Origin of the sequence: Shinella yambaruensis, assembly GCF_050859155.1 — a bacterium.
Taxonomy (GTDB): domain Bacteria; phylum Pseudomonadota; class Alphaproteobacteria; order Rhizobiales; family Rhizobiaceae; genus Shinella; species Shinella yambaruensis.
Map to the genome: position 1 here is coordinate 83546 of NZ_CP150641.1, position 20216 is coordinate 103761.

At 67.3% G+C, this 20216-nt stretch carries 23 protein-coding genes; 2 read left to right on the forward strand and 21 right to left on the reverse strand.

Annotated elements, in window-relative coordinates; all coding sequences use genetic code 11:
• Positions 1-56: 56 nt before the first annotated feature.
• Positions 57-1538: a M81 family metallopeptidase gene (locus WMC41_RS28200; protein WP_432349776.1), complete on the reverse strand. Its 1482-nt coding sequence runs from the start codon at positions 1536-1538 to the stop codon at positions 57-59.
• 774 nt (positions 1539-2312) lie between these two features.
• Between WMC41_RS28200 and WMC41_RS28205 the strand changes: the two genes are divergently transcribed.
• Positions 2313-3176, forward strand: a complete 864-nt coding sequence (locus tag WMC41_RS28205) for a MurR/RpiR family transcriptional regulator (protein WP_244769063.1) — start codon at positions 2313-2315, stop codon at positions 3174-3176.
• A gap of 119 nt (positions 3177-3295) precedes the next feature.
• Here the strand turns inward: WMC41_RS28205 and WMC41_RS28210 are convergent, their stop codons facing one another.
• The 15 genes from WMC41_RS28210 to WMC41_RS28280 form a co-directional block, all read right to left on the reverse strand.
• A complete protein-coding gene (locus WMC41_RS28210) occupies positions 3296-3595 on the reverse strand; it encodes a DUF6522 family protein (protein ID WP_244769064.1) in 300 nt (99 codons plus the stop codon).
• Positions 3592-4059, reverse strand: a complete 468-nt coding sequence (locus WMC41_RS28215) for a group III truncated hemoglobin (RefSeq protein ID WP_244769065.1) — start codon at positions 4057-4059, stop codon at positions 3592-3594. The genes WMC41_RS28210 and WMC41_RS28215 overlap by 4 nt, the downstream gene beginning before the upstream one ends.
• The gene (locus WMC41_RS28220) at positions 4056-4841 is read right to left on the reverse strand and encodes a DUF2189 domain-containing protein (protein ID WP_272808838.1); all 786 of its coding nucleotides are present in this window, start codon (positions 4839-4841) and stop codon (positions 4056-4058) included. Before WMC41_RS28220 ends, WMC41_RS28215 begins: the two co-directional genes overlap by 4 nt.
• A gap of 15 nt (positions 4842-4856) precedes the next feature.
• The gene (locus tag WMC41_RS28225) at positions 4857-5066 is read right to left on the reverse strand and encodes a hypothetical protein (RefSeq protein ID WP_244769067.1); all 210 of its coding nucleotides are present in this window, start codon (positions 5064-5066) and stop codon (positions 4857-4859) included.
• Positions 5063-5941 (reverse strand): cytochrome-c oxidase, cbb3-type subunit III, encoded by an 879-nt coding sequence (ccoP, locus tag WMC41_RS28230; protein WP_432349777.1) that lies wholly within the window; start codon positions 5939-5941, stop codon positions 5063-5065. Before ccoP ends, WMC41_RS28225 begins: the two co-directional genes overlap by 4 nt.
• A 3-nt stretch (positions 5942-5944) precedes the next feature.
• Positions 5945-6115, reverse strand: a complete 171-nt coding sequence (locus WMC41_RS28235; RefSeq protein WP_288082385.1) for a cbb3-type cytochrome c oxidase subunit 3 — start codon at positions 6113-6115, stop codon at positions 5945-5947.
• Between the two features lie 4 nt (positions 6116-6119).
• A complete protein-coding gene (ccoO, locus tag WMC41_RS28240) occupies positions 6120-6851 on the reverse strand; it encodes a cytochrome-c oxidase, cbb3-type subunit II (protein ID WP_244769070.1) in 732 nt (243 codons plus the stop codon).
• Between the two features lie 2 nt (positions 6852-6853).
• A complete protein-coding gene (ccoN, locus tag WMC41_RS28245) occupies positions 6854-8512 on the reverse strand; it encodes a cytochrome-c oxidase, cbb3-type subunit I (RefSeq protein ID WP_432349778.1) in 1659 nt (552 codons plus the stop codon).
• A gap of 20 nt (positions 8513-8532) precedes the next feature.
• Positions 8533-8976, reverse strand: coding sequence for an Rrf2 family transcriptional regulator (locus tag WMC41_RS28250; protein ID WP_244769072.1), 444 nt, complete (start codon positions 8974-8976; stop codon positions 8533-8535).
• A gap of 160 nt (positions 8977-9136) precedes the next feature.
• Entirely contained in the window at positions 9137-9826 is a 690-nt protein-coding gene (locus WMC41_RS28255; protein ID WP_432349779.1) for an MOSC domain-containing protein, read from the reverse strand.
• Entirely contained in the window at positions 9823-10365 is a 543-nt protein-coding gene (locus tag WMC41_RS28260; protein ID WP_432349780.1) for a TlpA family protein disulfide reductase, read from the reverse strand. Before WMC41_RS28260 ends, WMC41_RS28255 begins: the two co-directional genes overlap by 4 nt.
• A gap of 146 nt (positions 10366-10511) precedes the next feature.
• Positions 10512-11228: a hypothetical protein gene (locus WMC41_RS28265; protein ID WP_432349781.1), complete on the reverse strand. Its 717-nt coding sequence runs from the start codon at positions 11226-11228 to the stop codon at positions 10512-10514.
• A 35-nt stretch (positions 11229-11263) separates the two neighbouring features.
• Positions 11264-11911 (reverse strand): MarR family winged helix-turn-helix transcriptional regulator, encoded by a 648-nt coding sequence (locus WMC41_RS28270; protein WP_432349782.1) that lies wholly within the window; start codon positions 11909-11911, stop codon positions 11264-11266.
• A 167-nt stretch (positions 11912-12078) separates the two neighbouring features.
• Positions 12079-13473, reverse strand: a complete 1395-nt coding sequence (locus WMC41_RS28275; protein ID WP_432349783.1) for a DUF4360 domain-containing protein — start codon at positions 13471-13473, stop codon at positions 12079-12081.
• Positions 13474-13677: 204 nt separating this feature from the next.
• Positions 13678-14274: a DUF4360 domain-containing protein gene (locus WMC41_RS28280; RefSeq protein ID WP_244769078.1), complete on the reverse strand. Its 597-nt coding sequence runs from the start codon at positions 14272-14274 to the stop codon at positions 13678-13680.
• Positions 14275-14494: 220 nt separating this feature from the next.
• Here WMC41_RS28280 and WMC41_RS28285 point away from each other — a divergent pair, with 220 nt between their 5' ends.
• On the forward strand, positions 14495-14752 hold the full coding sequence (locus WMC41_RS28285; protein ID WP_288082380.1) for a hypothetical protein: 258 nt from the start codon (positions 14495-14497) through the stop codon (positions 14750-14752).
• 9 nt (positions 14753-14761) lie between these two features.
• Here WMC41_RS28285 and WMC41_RS28290 read toward each other — a convergent pair whose 3' ends face one another.
• Genes WMC41_RS28290 through mtnK form a run of 5 tightly spaced genes read right to left on the reverse strand, consistent with a single transcriptional unit; the run spans position 14762 to position 20186 of the window.
• A complete protein-coding gene (locus WMC41_RS28290) occupies positions 14762-15880 on the reverse strand; it encodes a RuBisCO large subunit C-terminal-like domain-containing protein (RefSeq protein WP_432349784.1) in 1119 nt (372 codons plus the stop codon).
• Positions 15880-16881, reverse strand: coding sequence for a transketolase family protein (locus WMC41_RS28295; protein ID WP_432349785.1), 1002 nt, complete (start codon positions 16879-16881; stop codon positions 15880-15882). The genes WMC41_RS28290 and WMC41_RS28295 overlap by 1 nt, the downstream gene beginning before the upstream one ends.
• Positions 16882-16883: 2 nt before the next feature.
• Entirely contained in the window at positions 16884-17819 is a 936-nt protein-coding gene (locus tag WMC41_RS28300) for a transketolase (protein WP_432349786.1), read from the reverse strand.
• Between the two features lie 4 nt (positions 17820-17823).
• Positions 17824-18918, reverse strand: coding sequence for an S-methyl-5-thioribose-1-phosphate isomerase (gene mtnA, locus WMC41_RS28305; protein WP_432349787.1), 1095 nt, complete (start codon positions 18916-18918; stop codon positions 17824-17826).
• Positions 18915-20186 (reverse strand): S-methyl-5-thioribose kinase, encoded by a 1272-nt coding sequence (gene mtnK / locus WMC41_RS28310; RefSeq protein WP_432349788.1) that lies wholly within the window; start codon positions 20184-20186, stop codon positions 18915-18917. The genes mtnA and mtnK overlap by 4 nt, the downstream gene beginning before the upstream one ends.
• Between the last annotated feature and the right edge of the window lie 30 nt (positions 20187-20216).

Sequence of the window (20216 nt, forward strand, 5' to 3'; positions counted from 1 at the left end):
TATCCCTCTGGTTTCACATGGTTCATGTCCGCGCCGGCTCCCGTCCGGCGGGTGGTTCAGCTTTCAAGCCCGAGCGGATCCTCCACGCGTGGCCAGAGGTCGAGACTGGCCTTGCGATAGGCGGTGGTTGCCGGATCGGTCGGGTAGGAGGTCGGCGCGGCGACGTAGACGATCTCGGAGGAGACCGGCTGGAAGCCCGCATGGAAGTGGTTGGTGGACTTGACCAGCAGGAAGGCTTTCCTGGTAAAGTCGATGCCCTGGTTGGCGAAGATGTCGGGCTCGTAGGTCTGCGTGCGGCTGGTGATCAGCACGATGTCGATCGTCGTGCCGAGCGGGCGCACCACGGCCGCGGGCCCGAGCGTCACCCGGCTGTTGCGGAAGCTCTGCCAGCCGGCATCGAACACGGCTTCGACCGTGACCCGGAGGTCGAGCGGCTCGCCGCCCTCCGGCCCCGACTTGCCGCCGAGGCGCAATGCAAGCTCCGCGCCTTCCCCCGCCGCATGGCAGAAGGAGACGGCGATCGGGTCCCAGATGGTCGCCACCGCGACATTGTCAAAGCCCCGCGCCATCATGCGGCGCAGGATATAGGTCGCATCGCCCGCCACCCCGCCGCCCGGATTGTCCCAGACATCGGCGATGACGACGGGCATGTCCGGCCGTTCGTCACGCACGGCAAGCGCCCGGTCGAGCCCGGCCTCCGTGTCGAACATCGGCATCGCCGCCTCGCGGCGCAGGCCGTAGAGCTCGTGGCCGAGCCTTTGCGCCAGCGCGTCGCCCTTCGCCCTGTCGCCGTCGGTGACGACGACGATGCGCGTGCCCATGTCCGGGACGTCGCCGGCCATGAAGCCGTGGATGACGGAGATGGAGAGGATGCCGTCCCTGCCCTCCATCGCCTTCAGCCGATCGACGAAGGCGCGCATCGGCTCGCGGCTCGTCGGGTAGATGGTGATCATGCGGCAGTCGAAGGTGGAGATGACGGGGCGGATCTCGCCGCGCAGCGTGCGCAGCGCGAGCTCGACGACATGCTCGCCGCGCTCCTCGAAGTCGGTGTGCGGGAATTCGAGGAAGGTCGCCATCAGGTCGAGATTGGCGACGCGCCGGGCGGTGAGGTGGCTGTGCGGGTCGAACTCGGCGGCAACCAGCACGTCCGGCCCGACGATCGCGCGGACCCGCTCCAGGAGGTCGCCCTCCGGATCGTCATAACCCTGCGCCACCATCGCGCCATGCAGGCCGAGCACCACCGCATCGACCGGCAGGGCGGCCTGCAGTTCGCCGAGGATCCGGTCGCGCAGGGTCTCGAAGGTCCGGCGCTGGATGAGGCCGGCCGGCTCGGCCCAGCAGGACGTGCCCTCGACGACGGCGAAGCCTTCCGCCCGGCCGCGCCGGCGCAGGATCGGCACGACGGAGGAGCAGAGCGTGGGCGTGTCGGGATGCTCGCCCGGGCCGGCATAGAACGCGGCCTTGAAGGCGTTCATGTCCGTGGGGACGGGCGAGAAGGTGTTGGTCTCGGTGGCAAGCGAGGCCGTGAAGATGCGCATGGGCGTCCGTTCCGCTGGCGTCCAGGCCGGCCGCTGCCCGGCCGTCATCGCCCGCCGCCTGTCGCGCCGGTGCCTGGCCGAACGGCATGACGCCGTACTGTTGGATCGCAAAGTTCCCGTCAGTGATCATCGCTGGAGCGATGTAATTTGTTTTCTCGATAATGCGATAATTTCGGGGAAAGTCAATGGATGGAGAGTATTCGACAGGTTATGGAGTAATCCGTTTTCTTGTCGGGCGGAAATGGGAGAAATTTTCATGGTTTGCGCTTCGGCGGATGCGGCGCGGCCCATGGCGGCCGCTCCGAATCCCGCATCGATTTCAATCCGTTCCAGCACCGACGCGCAGGAGCGGGAAGCGGAAGGAAGCTTGGAAAACCGGGGGAGACGTGAAAATAGCACCGTGTTCGGGAGAGCTGATTTTCATCGATGGTGGGCTTCTGTTCCGCGCCTCCCGTCGGTTTTCCCTCCATGCGAAAAAATTTTTCTGAAAAAGCGAGGCCGTCCGCCTGAAAATCCGTGTCGCGATACCCGCCTCGACCCGCCCCTTCGTGAAAATCCGCCGTGCCGCCGGCGGCCGCCGCCGTTAGTGCCTGGAGATCCCGGGCCGTGCCGTGCAGGAGGACGGGAGGGCACCCCGGAACGGCCCGGCGAATTTCAGGCGCGGATCGCCAAGCCCATTGATGCGTGCCGGCACTGTGTTATGACTGGCAAACAAGAAATTCGTTTTCATTCGCGCGCCGGACCGACGCGCCGTGCAGGGGGAGGCAGCAGCCGATGGACCTTTTTCACGCCTTGTCGGATGAGGATGGCCGGCTGTCGGGGCTCGATCGCAAGCTGGCGCAGCTGGCCCTCGACGACGTCGATTTCGTCGTCAACTCGTCGATCGGCGAGCTGGCCGACCGCGCCGGGGTGTCGCCGCCCACCGTCACGCGCTTCTGCCGCCGGCTCGGCTGCAAGGGCTATCCGGACTTCAAGGTGCAGCTTGCCCGGCTCACTTATGTGGGCCTGCGTTACGTCAAGCCGGAAGTGCCGACCGAAACGCCCGAGGAAGTGGCCGAGGACATCATCGCCAAGGCGCAGAACGCCCTGTTCCAGCTGCATCGCCAGCTCGATTTCGCCTCGCTCGACATGGCGGCCCGCCTGCTGCGCGGCGCCGATTTCATCCAGGCCTTCGGGGCGAGCGGCAATTCGGCGATGATCGTCAACGAGCTGCACAACCGGCTCTTCCGGCTCGGCTGCCGCATCAACGCCTCGAACGACCACAACATGAACGCGATGATCTCCGCGGCCGCCCAGCCGGGCACGGTGGTGTTCGGCTCCTCCTTCACCGGCCGCGACCCGGCGCTCGTCCACTGCCTCGAACTGCTGCGCCGGCGCGGCATCCCCACCATCGTCCTCACGCAGGGCGGTTCGCCCGTCGCGGCGGCGGCGGATGTGGTGATCGCCGTCGAGCTGCCGGAGGGCAAGAACATCTTCCGGCCCACCTCGACGCGCTATGCCTATCTCGCGGTCATCGACATGCTGGCCAATCTCGTCGCCTATGCCGACCGGACAAAGGCGATGAAGACGCTGCGCAGCATCAAGGAGGAACTGGTCAGCCGGCGCGACGGCGACGACCGCCAGCTGCTCGGCGACTGACGGGGCCGGCCGTCCTCCTGGAGAATTTCCGCTTTTCCTCGAATCGCGAAAACGCTCTATCTATTTGTTTTTACGCAATTCCGGACGCAAAACCACTTCGCACTTTTGCTGGAATTGCTTTACCGCGAGGGTTTCGGCGCCCCGGCGGAAAGCACCTCGACGCGTTGCGTGCCCACCGTGCCGTCCGCCTCGACGACGGCCTGCCAGCGGCGGTTGCCGCAGCGCACGGACAGCCGCCAGCGCCCGGCATCCTCGCCTTCGCCGCGCTCGACGCGCGAGGCGACGAGGCCGCGGCGCATGTAGTCGCGCAGCGTCTGCGTCGGCCAGCCGAAACGCGCGGCGAGCATGTCCGCCGGCAGGAGGAATTCTCCCGCTTCGTCCCGGCTGAGGACGAGGGGGCTGGCATCGGCTGCGCTCATGAGATTGCGTCCCGCGAAATCGGCGTGACCGCCAGGGAATCCTCGCCGCGGCTGAAGGCGATGGCGAGGCGGAAGGAATGGGCGATGCGCAAGGCCCGGTCGAGGAAGAGATCGGCGACCTCGGGCGGGCAGAGCCGCTCGACGGTCGCGCGGAACAGCGTGAGCCAGCGGCGGAAATGCTGTTCCCCGAGTTCGGGTATGGCAAGGTGCGGCGGCAAGGGTCGGCCCTCGTAGCGGTCGGTGCGCAGAAGCGTTGCAGACCAGAAGTCGCACATCTTTGCAAGATGCACCGGCCATTCCTCCGGCGCGATCGCGCCGTCGAAGATCGGGCCGAGCAGCGCGTCCTTGCGGATCCCGTCATAGAAACCGTGCACCACGGCATGGATCATCGCTTCGTCGAGCACCTCCGGCAGCGGCTTGCCGTCGATGACGATGGTGCGGTCGGGGGCAGGGCGGCCTCTCATCGGATCGCCCTGTAGCTGTGCCAGGTGCCATGGCCGAGCAGCGGGAAGATGACGATCAGGCCGAGGAACCCCGTCGCGATGGCGAGGACGGTGAGCGCCAGCACGATGGCGCCCCAGGCGAGCATGACCGGCAGGTTGCGGAAGGTGAGCGAAATGCTCGTGCCCATCGCGGTGAAGGCGTCCGTCTTCTCCGCCAGCAGCATGGGAATGGCAAAGGTGCTGATGGCGAAGGAGAAGGCGGCGAAGAGCCCGCCGACCGCCGTGCCGACGACGATCATGCCGAGCCCTTCCGGCGTGGAGACCAGCATGGCGACGACATGGTCGAGGCCGGGAAAGGGCCGGAGCCCGACGAAGAGCGCGTAGATGATGACGGCGGCGCGCATCCAGACCAGCATCAGCAGGCAGAGGATCGCGCCCGTATACCAGACCTGCGCGCCGGATTCGGTTTTCACGAAGATCATGCGTGCAAGGCTCGGCGTCACGCCCTCCTCGAGGTCCCGGCTCTTGCGGTAGAGGCCGATCGCCACCAGCGGGCCGACCACCATGAAGCCGGCAAGCGCGGGGAAGAGGATATAGTCGAGCTCCAGGCGGAAGAGGCCCCAGACCACCGCCAGCGACAGGAGGAAGACGGCGAAGCCGTAGGCGAGACTCGGCAGCGGGTTGCGCCAGAGGTCGCGCCAGCCGGCGGCGAGCCAGCCGAGCGCCGCGCCGGCCGGCAGGTGGCGGCGGCGCTGTTCGGCGAGCGGCACGGGCGCGCCACCGGTCTTGTCGGTCGTTCCCATGATGTCCTTCCTCTCTCAGCAGGAGGGCCGCGCGGCGCGATACGCGCCGTCCCGGCCTTCCGTCTTCAGGTGTTGCACGCAATCGGGCTGGGACGTCAGCGCGACATGGACGAGATGCGCATTGGCGCCGGCAAAGAGCGCAAGGCCCGCCGCGACGATGAGGAACGCGGCGATCCGCCAGTTGATGCGCCCGGGCCGGCGCGCCTCGCTTGCCGCGCCGCTCATTGCCCGTCCTCCCCCAGCGTGCCGACATAGAGCGCCAGCAGCTTGATATCGACCGGCGAAAGGCGGCCTTCCCAGTGGGGCATGTGGCCCTGCCGGCCGGAATAGATCGAGGTGAAGACGCTCTGCGCGTCGCTGCCGTAGATCCAGGCGGCGTCGGTGAGGTCGGGTGCGCCGGCCTCCGTGCTGCCGCGGCCGTCCTCGCCGTGGCAGGCGACGCAATTGGCGGCGAAGACCGCCTTGCCCGCCTCGACCTGCGCCCTGTCGGCCGCGCCCATCGGCAGGGCGGAGAGCGAGCGCACATAGGCGGCGACGGCGCGCACCTGCGTGCCGTCGAGGATGCCGTCGCGGCCGAAGGCCATCATCTGCGAGACGCGCGTCTCCTCGTTGGTGGCGTTGATGCCGATGCGGATCGTCTCGGCGATGGTCTCCGGTTCGCCGCCCCACAGCCAGGCCTTCGCCGCAAGATTCGGGAAGCCCGGCCCGCCGGTGCCGCGCGTGCCGTGGCAGACGGCGCAATTGTCGATGAAGAGCGTTCGGCCGGTCTCGCGCACATGCCGCATCAGGCCGTCGTCCGCGGCGATCTCCTGAAGGCTCGCCCCGGCGATGCGGCCGGTCCAGGCGGCGCGGGCCGCGGCGGCGTCCTCGACCTGCTGCGTCACGACATCGCGCTGGTCGATGCCGAGCAGGCCCTTGGTGTAGGTGACGCCGAGCGGCCAGGCCGGCATCAGGATCCAGTAGCCGATGGCAAAGAGCGTGGTGACGGTGAGGAAGAAAACGACGACGCGCGGGATCGGCGTTTCCAGCTCCTCGATGCCGTTCCATTCGTGCCCGGTGGTGGCCCGTCCGGTGGCGGGATCGTGTCTTTCGGTTGCCATGCCCTAGTCCCCCGGCCGGTCGTCTTTGTCGAGAATGCTCTTCTTGGCGCGATCGAAGCGCTTCCGGTTGCCCGGCCAGAGCGCGTAGATCACGACGCCTGCGGCGAGCGCGATCAGGTAGAAAAGCCCCCAGCTCTTGGCGAAGGCGACGACGCTGTTGTGATCGATCTCCATCGCCTCACTCCGCCGTTGCCGTCTGCTGCTGCGCGGCCTGCGTCAGCTGGCCGACGATCTGGAGATAGGCGACCAGCGCATCCATCTCGGTCAGGAGACCGGGATTGCCGTCGAAGGCGCGCACATTGGTCGCCTCGCCGTAGCGCTCGCTGACGCCGGAGGCGCCGGCATCGTCGGGATTGGCCTGTGCGCGGGCGTCGGCGGTGGCGTTCTCGATCATCGCGTCCGTATAGGGCACGCCGACGGCGCGCTGGGCGGCAAGGTGCGCGCCAAGATCGTCGATCCTCAGCGCGTTGCGCTTCAGCCAGCCGTAGCGCGGCATGACGGATTCCGGCACCACGTCGCGCGGATTGACGAGATGGGCGACATGCCAGGCGTCGGAATACTTGCCGCCGAGGCGGGCGAGGTCCGGGCCGGTGCGCTTGGAGCCCCAGAGCATCGGGTGGTCGTATTTCGATTCCACGGCCAGCGAATAGGGACCGTAGCGCTCCACCTCGTCGCGCAGCGTGCGGATCATCTGCGAATGGCAGGCATAACAGCCCTCGCGGATGTAGAGATTGCGGCCGGCAAGCTCCAGCGGCGTATAGAGCCGCATGTCGGGCGCCTCCTCCACCGTCTCGTGGATGGTGAAGAGCGGGGCGATCTCGACGAGGCCGCCGATGGAGGCGACGCCGACGATGGCCAGCACGAAGCCGATGGCGTTGCGCTCGAGCTTGCGGTGGAAGAACTCCTTCATCGTCATTCTCCTGCCGGGGCCGCGCCGGCCTTGCCGTAGAGGGGAACGTCGCCGGCGGGTTCCGCGGCGCGCGCCCTTCGCGCCATGCGGATCGTCATCCAGACGTTGAACGCGCAGACGACGGCGCCGCAAAGGAACAGCAGTCCCCCGAAGGCGCGGGCGATGTAATAGGGATGCATGGCGACGAGGCTGTCGATGAAGGAATAGGCGAGGGTGCCGCTGTCGTTGTAGGTGCGCCACATCAGGCCCTGGATGATGCCCGAATTCCACATGGCGAAGACGTAGACGACGGTGCCGGCAAGCGCGAGCCAGAAATGTACCTCGATCAGTTTGGGCGAATACATGCGCTCCTGCTTCCACATCCACGGCACGAGGGCGTAGAGCGAGCCGAAGGTGATCATCGCCACCCAGCCGAGCGCGCCGGCATGCACATGGCCGACGGTCCAGTCGGTATAGTGCGAGAGCGAGTTGACGGCACGGATCGCCATGAAGGAGCCTTCGAAGGTGGAGAGCCCGTAGAACACGGCCGCGACCATCATGAAGCGCAGGGTCGCGTCGTCGCGCACCTTGTGCCAGGCGCCGTTGAGCGTGGCGAGCGCGTTGCCGGCGGAGGCCCAGGACGGCACCAGCAGCACGATCGAGAAGGTCATGCCGAGGGTCTGCACCCATTGCGGCAGGGCGGTGTAGTGCAGGTGGTGCGCGCCCGCCCACATATACATGAAGGTGATGCCCCAGAAGCTGATGATGGAGAGGCGGTAGGAGAAGATCGGCCGCTCGGCGCGCTTCGGCAGGTAGTAGTACATCATGCCGAGGAAGCCGGCGGTCAGGAAGAAGGCGACGGCGTTGTGGCCGTACCACCATTGCGTCATGGCATCCTGCACGCCCGAGAAGAGCGAATAGCTCTTGGCATGGCCGAAGGAGACGGGCACGGCGAGGTTGTTGACGATGTGCAGCACCGCCACGACCAGGATGAAGGCCATGTAGTACCAGTTGGCGACGTAGATATGCGGTTCCTTGCGGCGCTGCAGCGTGCGGATGTAGATGAGGAAATAGACGACCCAGACGACGACCAGCCAGAGATCGGCATACCATTCCGGCTCGGCATATTCCTTCGACTGGGTCATGCCCATCAGGTAGCCGGTGGCCGCGATCAGACAGAAGAGATTGTAGCCGATCAGCACGAACCACGGGGCGAACTGGCCGGGCAGCCGCGCGCGACAGGTGCGCTGGAGCACATGGAAGGAGGTGGCGATCAGCGCATTGCCGCCGAAGCCGAAGATGACGCCCGACGTGTGCACGGGCCTGAGGCGCCCGAAGCTCGCCCAGGCGCTGTCGACGAAGGTCAGTTCCGGCCAGGCGAGCAGCGCGGCCACCCAGACGCCGACGAACATGCCGGCCACCGCCCAGGCGAGCGACAGGATGATGCCGGCCCGCGTCGGATCGTCGTAATATTCGGAAAGCCTTTCTTCCGGCGGTTCCGGGTCGAACAGCGCGGACAGCACGGCAAAGCCGAGGCCGACGCTGAAGACCAGCACGATATAGCCGTGCACGGCCAGCGGATCGCCCCGCCCGGCCACCGCCATGGCAAGCCCCGTCAGGGCGAGCGCACCGAGCACGAAGAGGGCCAGATGCCGCTCCGAAACCGTCAATCCCGATATCATCGATCTCTCCCCTCCGTGTCTCACGCCGCTTCGGCAATGCCCAGCAGCGGCCCGAGCGCGGCCCTGTTGCGGACAATATCCTCGAGCGTGTATTTATCGAGAACCGCAAGGAATGCGGCGAGCGCCTCGTGCAGCATGCCCTTCAGCCGACAGGCCGGCGAGATGGCGCAGGCCCGCCCGCCCGCCTGCATGCATTCGGCCAGCGAGAATTCCTCTTCCGTCGCCCGGACCAGCGCGCCGACGGCGATCTCGGCGGGCGCCTTCGCCAGCTTGATGCCGCCCGCCCGCCCGCGCGTCGTCTCGACGAGGCCGAGATCGCGCAGGGTCTGCGCCACTTTCAGGAGATGGTTGCGCGAAAGCCCGTAGGCCTCGGCGACGTCGTTCACCGTGCACACGCGGTCCCGCCGCGTCGCCACGTAGATCAGCATGCGCAGGGCATAGTCCGTGTGAAGCGTCATCCGCATGGCGTCGTCTCCCGGCCGGGGCTTTAAAAAAGTATTCTGGATACCACTTTTAGCGCAAGCCCCGCCCGGTCGAAAGTGCAATAGCGTCGCAGGTGCCAGGATATTGCGTGATCCAACGCCGAAGCGTTGCCGGTTCGGCGGGCAGCGGCGCTGCGGGATGTCAGCCGGCGCCGGTGAGGCGTTTCGTCCAGTCCTCGACCCGGTTGCTTTCCAGCCGTCGGGCGGCATGGGCGCGCCAGCCGTCGGCAAGGCGCTCGAGTGCGGCGATGCCGGCCAGTTCCGCGCGGTTGAGCGGATCGATGTAGAAGGCGCGCCAGATGCGTGCCAGCGTCCATTCCGGCGCGCGGCGCTCGCGCAGGACGAGGCGGTCGGCGGGCGAGACGGTGCCGGGCGTGAGCAACCGGTAGTACCAGCCGGTCCGCCCGCTCGATTGCACCAGGCGCGCCATCTCCGTCCGGCCGAAGCGCTCGTTCAGCTTCCAGCAGGGCTGCCGCCCCTGGCTGACCTCGATGACCGCGGTGCCGAGCTGGAAGACGTCGCCGATCGCCACCATGCGCTCCGTCAGCCCGGCCGTGGAGAGGTTCTCGCCGAAGGCGCCGGGGCCGGCAAGCAGCGGATGCGGCCCGAGATCGCGGGCCCAGTCGGCATAGTGCTCGAAGGGATAGTGGTGCACGGCCTTTTCCGGCCCGCCATGCCGCACCGTATCGCCCTGCCTGTCGCCGGCAAAACCGGTTTCTGAGAGATGGAGCGCATGGTGGACCGGCGCCTTCACGATGCCGCTCGGCACGCCGCGCGCGCCGAGCGGCGCGACGCCGCCGATGCGCAGGCTGAGCAATGCGACCTCCGTCATGGTTCGACGACCGGAGGCATCGGTGCCGCGCAGCGGCCGTCGGCGCAGGCGTCGCCCCCGGCCGCGGGCGCGGAAAGCGCCATGGCGATCCGCGCCCCGACGGCGATGTCGTCCTCCACGCCGAAGGCCTGGTGCAGGATGGTGCCGTCCCGGCCGATCAGCACGGAGGAGGGCGTTCCGCGCAGCCCGAAGCGCTGCATCGTCACCGGGATATCCGATCCTTCTTCCGCGAGGTCGACGCCGACGGGCGATTTCAGCCGGTATTCGTGGAGGAATGCCCCGAGGGTGACCGGCGACATGGCCGCATGGTGCTCGAAGACCGTGTGGATGCCGATGACCTGCAGGTCGGTGTGGGCGAAGACACGCTCGATGCGCTGGACCTGCGGAAGGGCCTGCGCCACGCAGCCGGGGCAGAGAAGCTGGAAACTGTGCAGGAAGACCGGGCGGCCGCGCAGGCCGGCGAGCGTCAGCGGAACCGGCGTGTTGAACCATTCGCTGACGGCCAGTTCCGGGGCAAGCGGCGTCTCAGGCGCGGTCATCGTCGCCTCCCTGCCGGCAAGCCTCGGCCGGGACCGTTGCATCGCAGGGATGAGTGGGGGTAAATCTCGGCACGTTCTTTCCTTTCATTTGCCTGGAGGGGAGGAATGGCCGGTCCGGCAATGGCAGTTGCCGGACCGGCGCCGGATCATTCGGCCGGCACGACCTTGCCGGGCAGGCTGAGATCGCCCGAGGCGACCTTGAACACGTTGCTGACGCACAGCAGCGGCGCATGCAGGTTGCCGTTGACCTTCAGCCCCGCCGTCACGCCGTCGAAGGCGGCGCCCTTGATGCCGCCGATCAGCGACAGGGGAATGGCGACGTCCACCGTGTCGCCCTTGAAGCTGGTCGGGTATTGCGGGCTGTCGATGAGGAGCGGCACGCCGGGCCAGGTCTCCGGCACCTTCGGCGTGGTGCCTTCCGGGATGTCGATGACCTTGAGGCCGCCGCCGCAAGCCTTGTCCTCGGCCAGCACCACCCAGTGCGGATGCCAGACATGGCGGTTCTTGCCGCCCTTGGCCGCATCGTCGAAATCCGGATGGAAGGTGACGGCGAGCGCGACGATGCCCTGGCCTGCGTCGAAGCCGACCGCGCCGCTGTCGAGGCTCGTCGGCCAGACATAGGCATAGACGCTGGAGCCTTCGAACCTGCCCGTCGCGTCGGGCTTGTCCTTGCCGGCCTCGCCGCGCACGCGGGTGGTGAAGATCGCGCTGTCGCCCCTTGTGACGATCGTCGTCTCGATGATGTCGAAGGCGGCCTCCACCGCTTCCGCAGGCTCCGCCTTGATGGAATGGGCCGAGGCTGTCGTCAGCCAGAACAGGGCCGTTCCGGCGGCGAGCGCGCCGGTTGCAAATCTGCCGAGCATGATGGTCTTCCTTTCGTTTGCCTGGAGGGTTGGAACTATCCCGCTTGGAATGCATCCCAGGTGGCAGCCCGGGATGCGGGATCGGCGTCATCGTGATCGCGGCAATCGACGCGCAGGTCGCGCTGGCCGAAGGCGGCATCGACGAAATGGCAGTGATGGGGGCGCGCGGCATCCGCATGCGCGAAGGGGGAGAAGTGGCGACAGGTCACGCACATGCGCTGGACGGGGATCGCCTCCGCCACCTGCAGGCGGCGGATCATCTTGATCAGCGTGAGGAGCAGGTCCTCCTGCTCGCGGTCATCGAGCGCGCCGAGGGCCGTGGCGGCAAGGCCGTCGCCGGTATCCGAGGCCTTGAGGATTGCAAGACCTTCCGCCGTCGGCACCACGCGCACCGCGCGCCTGTCGCCCGCCTCCGGCCGCTTCTCCAGACAGGCCTTGCGCTCCAGTGCATTGATCGAATCCGTCGCCGTCGGCTGCGAGACGCCGAGATGGGCGGCGATCTCGCGGACGCCGAGGCCATCCGCCCCGCGCCCTTCCAGCAGCGTCAGGATGGCGAGCTGCGTCGGGTTGAGCCCGCTCGCCTTCGAGCGGTTCCACTCGTCGATGCGCATGGCCATGCCGACGCGGGAAAGGCCTTCGCGAAGGCGCTCGGTGATCGCATGGGGGTTCCTGGGCGTTTCCATGCGAATAGTATATAGGAGTCCTATATATCTTCAAGTGCCGTGAGGATCGAACCGCCGGGGCGGGCGGCGGCCGATACGGATGAGGGAAGGGTGTTCCTGCCGCGGGACGGCGCCGGGCGGTTCCGCCCGGAGTATCGCGCCACGGCGGGCGCGGCGCCTGGATGGCGTCAGAACGACGCCTTCAGCTGGCCGCCGATGTTCCAGTCCGGCTTGTCGTTTTCGCGGAAGGTGGCGGAAACCGCGGTGTCGATCTGCCAGCGTTCGTCGAACTTCCAGCCGACGCGCCCGCCGAGCGTCGCGAAGTTCTGGTCGTCCGCCTTGCCCCTGGCATCGCCCACCCAGTCGACCGAGGCCTTTGCGCCATCCTTGCCGGCGAAGGTGCGGCCGACCGCGCCGAGGATCGTGTAGTCCAGCTTCTCGTCCAGCCTGCGGCTCCAGGCGAATTCCGCGCTCACCGTGTCGGAGGCCGAGCGGCCGCCCTTGATATGGCCCGCGAAGAGGTTCTTGCCGGACGCGTCCTCGTCATAGCCGTCGAGATCGAGCCAGGCGCGGGTGAAGCGGGTGGAGAGCGCGAATTCGTTCGCCGCGTCCGGCGCATAGATCACGCCGGCCCGGCCATAGGCGCTGAACAGCGAGCCGGAGGCGTTGCCGCTGGCAAGGACGATCGAATCGAGGTTCTGGTAGCTGCGCGAGAACGAGGCCGAGATGTCGGGCGATCCCCAGGCGCCGACTTCGCCGAAGGCGCGCCAGGTGGCCTGCGGACTGGTATAGCGCACCGCGCCGGCGAAAAGGCCGAGCGTGTCGAGCGCGACATCGGTGCGGTTCGCATGCACCACGGCCGCGCCGCCGAGAACACTGACGCCGCTGCCGGCCTCCCAGCGTCCGTTGAAGCCGGCCGCCGCATCGGAACTCGCGAAGGCGGCGACATAGCTGCCCTCGTCGAACCGGCTCTGCTGGCCGAGCAGGTTCTGCGCCGTGTCCATGAGGTCGAGCGCGATGGACTGCCGCTGGCGGGCGATCTGGTCGAGCGAGGCGACCACCGAGGCCGTGGTGGTGTAGCCGATGCGGGCGAAATCGATGGAATCGATCGCCAGCGTGGATTCGAAGCCGTTCTCGTCGAGCGGCCCGGTCGCGCCGAGGATCACGGCGAGGTCGAGCGTCTCCGAGCCCGAAACGCCCACCCTGTCGGAAATGGCGATATCGTCCTGCAGCGGGCCCTTGATCTCGTATTGCAGGATCTGCTTGCCGTCCTGCGTGGTGCGCAGCGAGGCGGTCTGGCCGTCCTCGGTCGTCGCGAAGCCGCGATAGTCCACAGCATAGACCGTGTGCCCGCCCGGCTGGGTGACGGGTACGGAGAGCCTGCAGGTGGTGGTCGTGCGCCTCTTGCCCGATGCGCCGCCCGCCATCGCGGAAAAATCGTCGAAGAGAATGCTCGTCGCATTGCCGTCGGGCGAATGCGTTGCGGAAAACGTCCCGTCCGCACAGCCGTTGGCCGCATGGGCAAGCCCCGGAAGCGGGACCGTGGCGGCGGCGAGGAGGGCGAGGCGGACCGGAAGACGCATGCAAAAACTCCCTGGATGGAGGCCGGGCGGCGCGGGCGCCGCCCGGTTCATGAAGGCGAAGGATAGGGCGTTTTCCCGTTCAGGAAACGCGTCCTGCCGGACTTAGAGCGTTTCCGCTTTTCTCCGAATCGCGAAAACGCTCTAACCCTTTGTTTTGCCGCATTTCCGGACGCAAAACCGCTTCGCACTTTTGCTGGAAATGCTTTAGCGGCACTTGCGCCACTGCAGGCGGTAGATGATCGCGGCCTTGACGTCCTGCGTGTCGACCGTCGCCATGGCTTCCTGGCCGCGGTTGGTGTTGACGCGGATGCTGGAATTGGTGCGCAGGTTGACGTCCTCGCCGCAGGCCGACCAGACCAGCGATTCGGCCGTCAGCTTGTTGGAGATCAGGTAGTCCTTCTCCTGCGGGCCGGTAAAGGTCTGGCGGAAAGCCGGGCCGCGCGTGCCGGCGAAGAAATATTCGACGTTGAACTGCGAGCGGGCGCCGCGCGGCAGCTGGTTGAAGCCGCGGTAGTCGATGGCGAGCACCGAGACGCTGCGGCCCTGCGGCACATGGACCGGGATCGCGACGTTGCAGGTCTTGCGGTCGAAGGACTTTCCGGTCTCGCCGCCGGCTTCCACGACATATTCGTCGAAGAGAAGGCTGAGCGCCTTGCCGTCCGGGCTCAGCGTCGCCGCGACGCTGTTGGCCGGGCAGCCGCTGCCGCCGTAGCCGGGCGTGCCGAGCGAGATGTCGTCCGTCTGCGCCTGCGCAGCCGTGGCAAGAAGAAGAGATGCAAGCAGGATACCAGCGGTTTTCATGGAATTTCCTCGATTTCGAACCGAACCTGACGTTCGTTTCAATGAATGGCAGCGGCGACCTGAACCGTCCCTGAGCACTGCGTTCATTCTGGAGTCATCCGGCTTGTGCCAATCTGTACGCTGCGCAGTTAACAGCGTTTTAAAGAAAAATGTCCGTAAACGAGCCTTTAGAGGGCAAAACCGTGGCAGGCGCGGCCTGCCCGAGGCGAGGAGAGCCCAGATGCGTATTGTCCCGGCCATTCCAGGAATGCTCGTGATCATGCTGGCCGCCGGCGCCGTGCTTGCCGGCTGCACGACGGAGCGTGCGGCGGATGTGCGCCCCGGCTATTCCGGCGCGGTCTCGCCGGCCATGCGCGCGCACCAGCGGCGGCAGGCGATCCGTGCCGAGGAGGGCGGCTACCGGCGGCTCTACCGGCCGCGCGACTGCCGCTACGGCGCGCGCAATTGCGGCGGCTATGCGACGTTCGATCCGTCCTGATCCGCAAGGTCAGGCATAGACCGCTTCGGCGAGACGCCGGCAGCCGTCGACAAGGTTCGGCTCCTGCAGCAGCGCGCCGCCGACGAGATACATGACGTCCTTGCCATAGACCGCGCGCATCTCCGGCACGCGGGCGAAATTCACGCCGCCGCCCGGCGCCGGGACGCTCGCCTTCGGCCCGTCCATCTCCGCCGCGCAGGCCTGCGCGATCGACCGGCATTCCTCGCGGGTGAAGCCGAAGCGGCCGCCGAAATTCGGAAAGACCACGGCGTCCGCGCCCATCAGCCGGTGCAGCACGCCGTAGAAGGCCCGGTGCGAGAAACCGCAATCCGGCGAAACGACATTCGCGCCGGAAAAGGCGGGATGCGCGACGATGGGCAGGGAAAAATCCGGATCCGCGGCCAGCGTGCGCGCCACGTCGTAGCCGGCAAGCGCCGGGGCGATCATGACGGCGCCCGCGCCGGCGGCCTCCGCTTCCTTCGCCCTTGCGAGGACGGCGTCGGCCGGGCCGGTGATATTGGGCACGAAGCTGGTCCGCCCGCCGCTCTTCGCATTCGCCTCGCCAACGGCCTCGACGCAGGCCTTCAGCCGCTCGGAGAAGGGCGCGGTCCTCTGGTCGACCAGCCCGTGGTCGTCCTTCACGTAGTGCATGCCGCCGAGCGCGAAATCGTGGGCGAGGCGGGCCAGCGCGGCCGTGGAAAGGCCGACAGGCTTGATCGCCGACATGAGGAGCGGGATATCGCCGATGCCCGCGCGGGCGCGAAGCCCCGCAATGCCATGGCGCGGCCCCTTGCAGAGCGAAAGAATGCCCGGCGAAAGGCCGATATCCTCGACCTTGAGGCCCGGCTTGATCGAGCTGTTGCCGAAGACGATGTTGAGGAACTGCAGGAAGTCGCCGCCGACATCGTCCTCGGAATAGGAGATCGTCGCGAGAAAGCCCGTCCGTCCGTCCGGGGCCTGCTCCAGCGTTTCCAGCCTGCCGAGGATCTCGTCCTCCACATAGCCCTTCGGCACCACGTCGCGCGGGATCTCGACCGTCTGCTCCAGCGCGATGTCGAGCGCCCGGGCCCGGGCCTCCGCCGCATCGGCCGCGCGGACGAAGTAGCGGACGGTGAAGCGCGGCGCCATCAGAGCGCCTCGGCCTTCTGGGCCGAATGCACGTGATCGAGGCGCACCTCCGCCAGTTCCTCCTCGCCGATACCGAGCGTCTTGCCGAGCAGCGCCTCGATGGCGGTGACGAGCGCCCCGGCGTCGAGCCCATATTTCTTCATGAGATAGGGCTTCGATGCGCCGTGCGCGAAAGTGTCGTCGAGGCCGAGGCGCTTCAGGCGGATGCCCAGCCCCTCCTCGGCGAGGATTTCCGCCACCAGCGAGCCGAGGCCGCCGACGATCGTGTGGTTCTCCAGCGTCACGATGCCCTTCTTGCTGCGGGCGGCCTTCAGGAGGCCCGCCCGGTCGAAGGGCTTCAGCGTCGAGGCGTGCAGGTGGTGCACGCCGACGCCGCGGGTCTTCAGCGGCTGGATCGCACGCAGGGCCTCCTCCGTGCAGACGCCCGAGGAGACGACGAGAATGTCGTCGCCCTCCGAAAGCGTGCGCAGCCGGTTGAATTCGAAGGGCGTCGAGAAGAGGCGGGGTACCTCGCCGCGCAGGACGCGCACATAGACCGGCCCGTCTATGCTGTCGGCGACCTCGAGCACGGTCTCGACTTCCGTCGCGTCCCCCGTCTCGAGGATCGTCATGTTCGGCACGGCGCGCAGCACGGCGATGTCCTCGATCGCCTGGTGCGTGATGCCGCCGGGCGTGGTGATGCCGGGCAGGAAGCCCATCAGCCGTACCTTGCGGTTGGAATAGGCGATGGAATTGATCAGCTGGTCATAGGGCCGGCGATAGAGGAAGACCGAGAAGGTGTGCAGGAACGGCCGGAACCCCTGCATGGCGAGGCCGCCGGCGAAGGAGAGCATGTTCTGCTCCGCCATGCCGAGCGACAGGAACTGGTCCGGATGCCGGTCGCGGAACCCGTCGACCTCGCAGGACGAAGTGAGGTCGGCGGAAAGGCACAGAACCTCCGGCCGCGCGCTGGCGAAGGCCTCGAACGCCCTGGCATAGGGACGGTTGACGATCTCGACCATGGTCAGGCCCCTTCCATCGCGTTCACGTCGACGCCGAGCTCGGCGGCGAGCGCCGCCTGCATTTCCAGCCGTTCCTCGGTGCTCTTGAAGCGAACGTAGTGGAGGCGCGGGAAACGCTTCTTCAGAAAATCCATGCCCTGATAGGGCGAGGTGTTGGCGAGGATGACGAGCGGCTTGCCGGCCTCGCCGCTTTCCGCCGCAGCGCGGAGCGCTGCAAGATCGTGCCCGTCCACCGAACGGCAGGTGACGCCGAAGGCGGCGACGCGGGCGGCAAGATCGCCGAGATCGAGCACGGAGGACATCGCCCCGTCGCATTGCTGGCGGTTCACGTCGACGATGACGCGGATATTGTCGATCCCGTGGTAGCTCATCGCCGCAAGGCATTCCCAGGTCTGCCCCTCCTGGAACTCGCCGTCGGACATGTAGACCCAGACCTTGCCGGGCTCCTTTTTCCTGAGCCGCGCCCAGGCGACGCCGGAGGCCATGGAAAGGCCCTGTGCCAGCGAGCCCGTCGTCACCTCCATGCCGGGGCTGTGCTCGGCGCCGATCATCTCGACCGAACCGCCGTCCTTGTTGAAGTGGTCGAGCGCGTGCTCGTCCATGCGGCCGGTCTCGATCAGAGCGGAATAGATGACGAGCGCATAATGGGCGGGCGAGATGAAGAAACGGTCGAAGTCCGGCCCGGCCGGGCCATGGTAGCCCGCGCCGGTGAAGGCATCGGGATTGTGCGCCGAGGGCACGCCGCGGAACGGCAAGGGCACCTTGGGCAGCGTGGGTTCGCCGAGCGTCAGAAGTTCGTTGTAGAGCAGCGCCAGGCTCTCGGCGGCCGAGCAGGCCTGGCTGAGATAACCGCCATTGTTCTTCATCGTGTGGAAGAAGACGCGTCGGCGGATGCCGAGCGCGATGTCCCCGGTGGATTTTTCGTTCGCAAGGCTCATCGTCTCAGCTCCGTTCGGGAAAGAGCGCCTTCAGGCCCTCGGGCGAGGGCGTGGCGATGCCGCGCTCCGTGATGAGGCCGGTGATGAGGCGCGCGGGCGTGACGTCGAAGGCGGGGTTCGCCGCCGGGCTGCCCTCCGGCGAGATGCGCACGCTGGCGATCGAGCCGTCGCTGGCGCGGCCCTGCACGAAGCTCACCTCGTCGCCGGCCCGCTCCTCGATCGGGATTTCCCGGATGCCGTCCCCCACCGTCCAGTCGATGGTGGGCGAGGGGAGCGCCACATAGAAGGGCACGTTGTTGTCGCGCGCGGCGAGCGCCTTCAGGTAGGTGCCGATCTTGTTGCAGACGTCGCCGTTCGCCGTGGTGCGGTCGGTGCCGACGATCACCAGGTCGACGTCGCCGTGCTGCATGAGATGGCCGCCGGCATTGTCGACGATCAGCGTGTGCGGCACGCCATGGCCGTTCATCTCCCAGGCGGTGAGGTAGGCCCCCTGGTTGCGCGGCCGCGTCTCGTCGACATAGACGTGGACGGGAATGCCTTCCTCGACGGCCATGTAGATCGGTGCGGTCGCGGTGCCGTAGTCGACGGTCGCCAGCCAGCCGGCATTGCAATGGGTGAGGATGCGCACCGGCTCGCCCGGCTGCTTCTTCGAAGCGATCTCGCGGATCACGTCGAGGCCGTTCGCACCGATGGCGCGGTTGAGCTCGACGTCCTCTTCCGCGATCTCCGCGGCGCGCGCATAGGCGGCGGCCGCGCGCTCGCCTTCCGGCAGCGGGCGAAGGTGCTCGCGCATCGCGTTCAGCGCCCAGCGCAGGTTGATGGCGGTCGGGCGGGTTTCGTTGAGCTCTTCCCACACGGCGTCGAGATGCGCATCCGACGGGTCCTTCGCCATGGCGATGGCGACGCCATAGGCGGCGGTGACGCCGATCAGCGGCGCACCGCGCACCCACATGTCGCGGATCGCGGTGGCGATGTCGGCGACGGTCGTGAGCGTCACGACGCGGAACTCATGCGGCAGCCAGCGCTGGTCGATGATGTCGACCGAACGGCCGTCCTCGTTCAGCCAGATCGTATGGTAGTGGCGTTCTCCGACTTTCACGCGAGGATCTCCTTTTCAAGCCGCTCCACGGTCTCGCGGATGTCGCGGAGGCTGTGGATGCGCTGCCGGTTGACGGCGAGGTGACGCCCGAGCTTCAGCGCCCTGGTCTCGCAGGGCGCGCGGCGGTCGGGGTCGGCGATGGTTTCGAAATCGGCGTTGTGGGCCAGGCCCAGGATGCGGCGATGGATCTCGATGCCGGCGAAGCCCAGCATCTCGCGCCAGATCTCGTCGACGACGATGGCGAGCGCCTGCTCGGCGGCGAGCGGGTCGCCACGGTCCTCGAAGAGGCTCGCCTGATAGAGGATGCCCTTGCGCTCCGTGTGCCAGAGATGGGCGAATTCGGCCCGGAACGTTTCCCAGAGCGTCTCGATCGTATCGAGCAGATAGGCGCGCATGCCGTCGCGCGCGCCGGGCGCCGTCTCATGGCCGGCTTGCGAAAAATAGCTCATCCAGAAATTGGCGATCAGCATGCCGACGTCGAAGCTGATCGGGCCGTAGAAGGCGAATTCCGGGTCGATGACGCGCGTCTCGTCGTCCGTCACCATGACGGAGCCGGTGTGCAGGTCGCCATGGCAGAGCGTCTCGGCCTTGGCGGAGAAGAGGTGCTTCAGCCGCTGCGCCTCCACCTTGAGGTCACGGTCGGCGCGCAGCTCCGCCACGATCGGATCGAGCTGCGGCGTGGTGTGGCGGTTGAGCGCCGCCTCGAAATAGGGATCGGAGAAGACGAGGTTTTCCGTGATATCGCAGAGCTCGACATTGTCGGCGAAGAGCGCGAGGTCCGCCTTCTTCTCCCGCGTTGCCATGGAGAGGTCCGAGCCACGGAACAGCGTGCGGGCGGCAAAGAGCCCGAGGTCGCGGCCGATCCTCGGCAGCGCGCGCCCGTCGATCAGCGCGCGGCGCAGGATGACGTGCGGCGTCAGGTATTCCATGACGATGAGCGCCTGCGCCTCGTCGAAGACGTAGATTTCCGGCACCATGCCCGGATCGCGCGCGGCCTGCCGCGTCAGCGCGTGATATTCGAAGAAGGAGCGCTTGAGCGGCAGCGGCCAGCTTTCGCCGACGAGCCGCACATAGGGCAGCGCCTGCTTGACGATCGCCGCGCCCTGATCCCCCGTCACGATGAAGACGAGGTTGAGGTTGCCGTCGCCGACCTCCCTGACGCTCCAATGGGACGAATCCGCCCCGATTTTCGCCTTCAGGACGGCGTTGCCGCCCAGCCGATCCGGCAATGTCTCGACGCTCAGCGCCGTGAAGACCTGGCTTTCCATATGCTTCTCCTCCTCGACGGGACGCGGCCT

Excerpts from the sequence above, each read along its gene's own strand:
- WMC41_RS28290 (WP_432349784.1), bottom strand. The coding sequence starts at position 15,880 with ATGGCGCCGCGCTTCACCGTCCGCTACTTCGTCCGCGCGGCCGATGCG.
- WMC41_RS28235 (WP_288082385.1), bottom strand. The coding sequence starts at position 6,115 with ATGGAGATCGATCACAACAGCGTCGTCGCCTTCGCCAAGAGCTGGGGG.
- WMC41_RS28265 (WP_432349781.1), bottom strand. The coding sequence starts at position 11,228 with ATGCTCGGCAGATTTGCAACCGGCGCGCTCGCCGCCGGAACGGCCCTG.
- WMC41_RS28285 (WP_288082380.1), top strand. The coding sequence starts at position 14,495 with ATGCGTATTGTCCCGGCCATTCCAGGAATGCTCGTGATCATGCTGGCC.
- WMC41_RS28215 (WP_244769065.1), bottom strand. The coding sequence starts at position 4,059 with ATGAGAGGCCGCCCTGCCCCCGACCGCACCATCGTCATCGACGGCAAG.
- WMC41_RS28295 (WP_432349785.1), bottom strand. The coding sequence starts at position 16,881 with ATGGTCGAGATCGTCAACCGTCCCTATGCCAGGGCGTTCGAGGCCTTC.
- WMC41_RS28280 (WP_244769078.1), bottom strand. The coding sequence starts at position 14,274 with ATGAAAACCGCTGGTATCCTGCTTGCATCTCTTCTTCTTGCCACGGCT.
- WMC41_RS28225 (WP_244769067.1), bottom strand. The coding sequence starts at position 5,066 with ATGAGCGGCGCGGCAAGCGAGGCGCGCCGGCCCGGGCGCATCAACTGG.
- WMC41_RS28255 (WP_432349779.1), bottom strand. The coding sequence starts at position 9,826 with ATGACGGAGGTCGCATTGCTCAGCCTGCGCATCGGCGGCGTCGCGCCG.
- WMC41_RS28300 (WP_432349786.1), bottom strand. The coding sequence starts at position 17,819 with ATGAGCCTTGCGAACGAAAAATCCACCGGGGACATCGCGCTCGGCATC.
- WMC41_RS28220 (WP_272808838.1), bottom strand. The coding sequence starts at position 4,841 with ATGGGAACGACCGACAAGACCGGTGGCGCGCCCGTGCCGCTCGCCGAA.
- WMC41_RS28205 (WP_244769063.1), top strand. The coding sequence starts at position 2,313 with ATGGACCTTTTTCACGCCTTGTCGGATGAGGATGGCCGGCTGTCGGGG.
- mtnK (WP_432349788.1), bottom strand. The coding sequence starts at position 20,186 with ATGGAAAGCCAGGTCTTCACGGCGCTGAGCGTCGAGACATTGCCGGAT.
- WMC41_RS28200 (WP_432349776.1), bottom strand. The coding sequence starts at position 1,538 with ATGCGCATCTTCACGGCCTCGCTTGCCACCGAGACCAACACCTTCTCG.
- WMC41_RS28260 (WP_432349780.1), bottom strand. The coding sequence starts at position 10,365 with ATGACCGCGCCTGAGACGCCGCTTGCCCCGGAACTGGCCGTCAGCGAA.
- WMC41_RS28275 (WP_432349783.1), bottom strand. The coding sequence starts at position 13,473 with ATGCGTCTTCCGGTCCGCCTCGCCCTCCTCGCCGCCGCCACGGTCCCG.
- WMC41_RS28210 (WP_244769064.1), bottom strand. The coding sequence starts at position 3,595 with ATGAGCGCAGCCGATGCCAGCCCCCTCGTCCTCAGCCGGGACGAAGCG.
- WMC41_RS28270 (WP_432349782.1), bottom strand. The coding sequence starts at position 11,911 with ATGGAAACGCCCAGGAACCCCCATGCGATCACCGAGCGCCTTCGCGAA.
- ccoO (WP_244769070.1), bottom strand. The coding sequence starts at position 6,851 with ATGAAGGAGTTCTTCCACCGCAAGCTCGAGCGCAACGCCATCGGCTTC.
- ccoP (WP_432349777.1), bottom strand. The coding sequence starts at position 5,941 with ATGGCAACCGAAAGACACGATCCCGCCACCGGACGGGCCACCACCGGG.
- WMC41_RS28250 (WP_244769072.1), bottom strand. The coding sequence starts at position 8,976 with ATGCGGATGACGCTTCACACGGACTATGCCCTGCGCATGCTGATCTAC.
- ccoN (WP_432349778.1), bottom strand. The coding sequence starts at position 8,512 with ATGATATCGGGATTGACGGTTTCGGAGCGGCATCTGGCCCTCTTCGTG.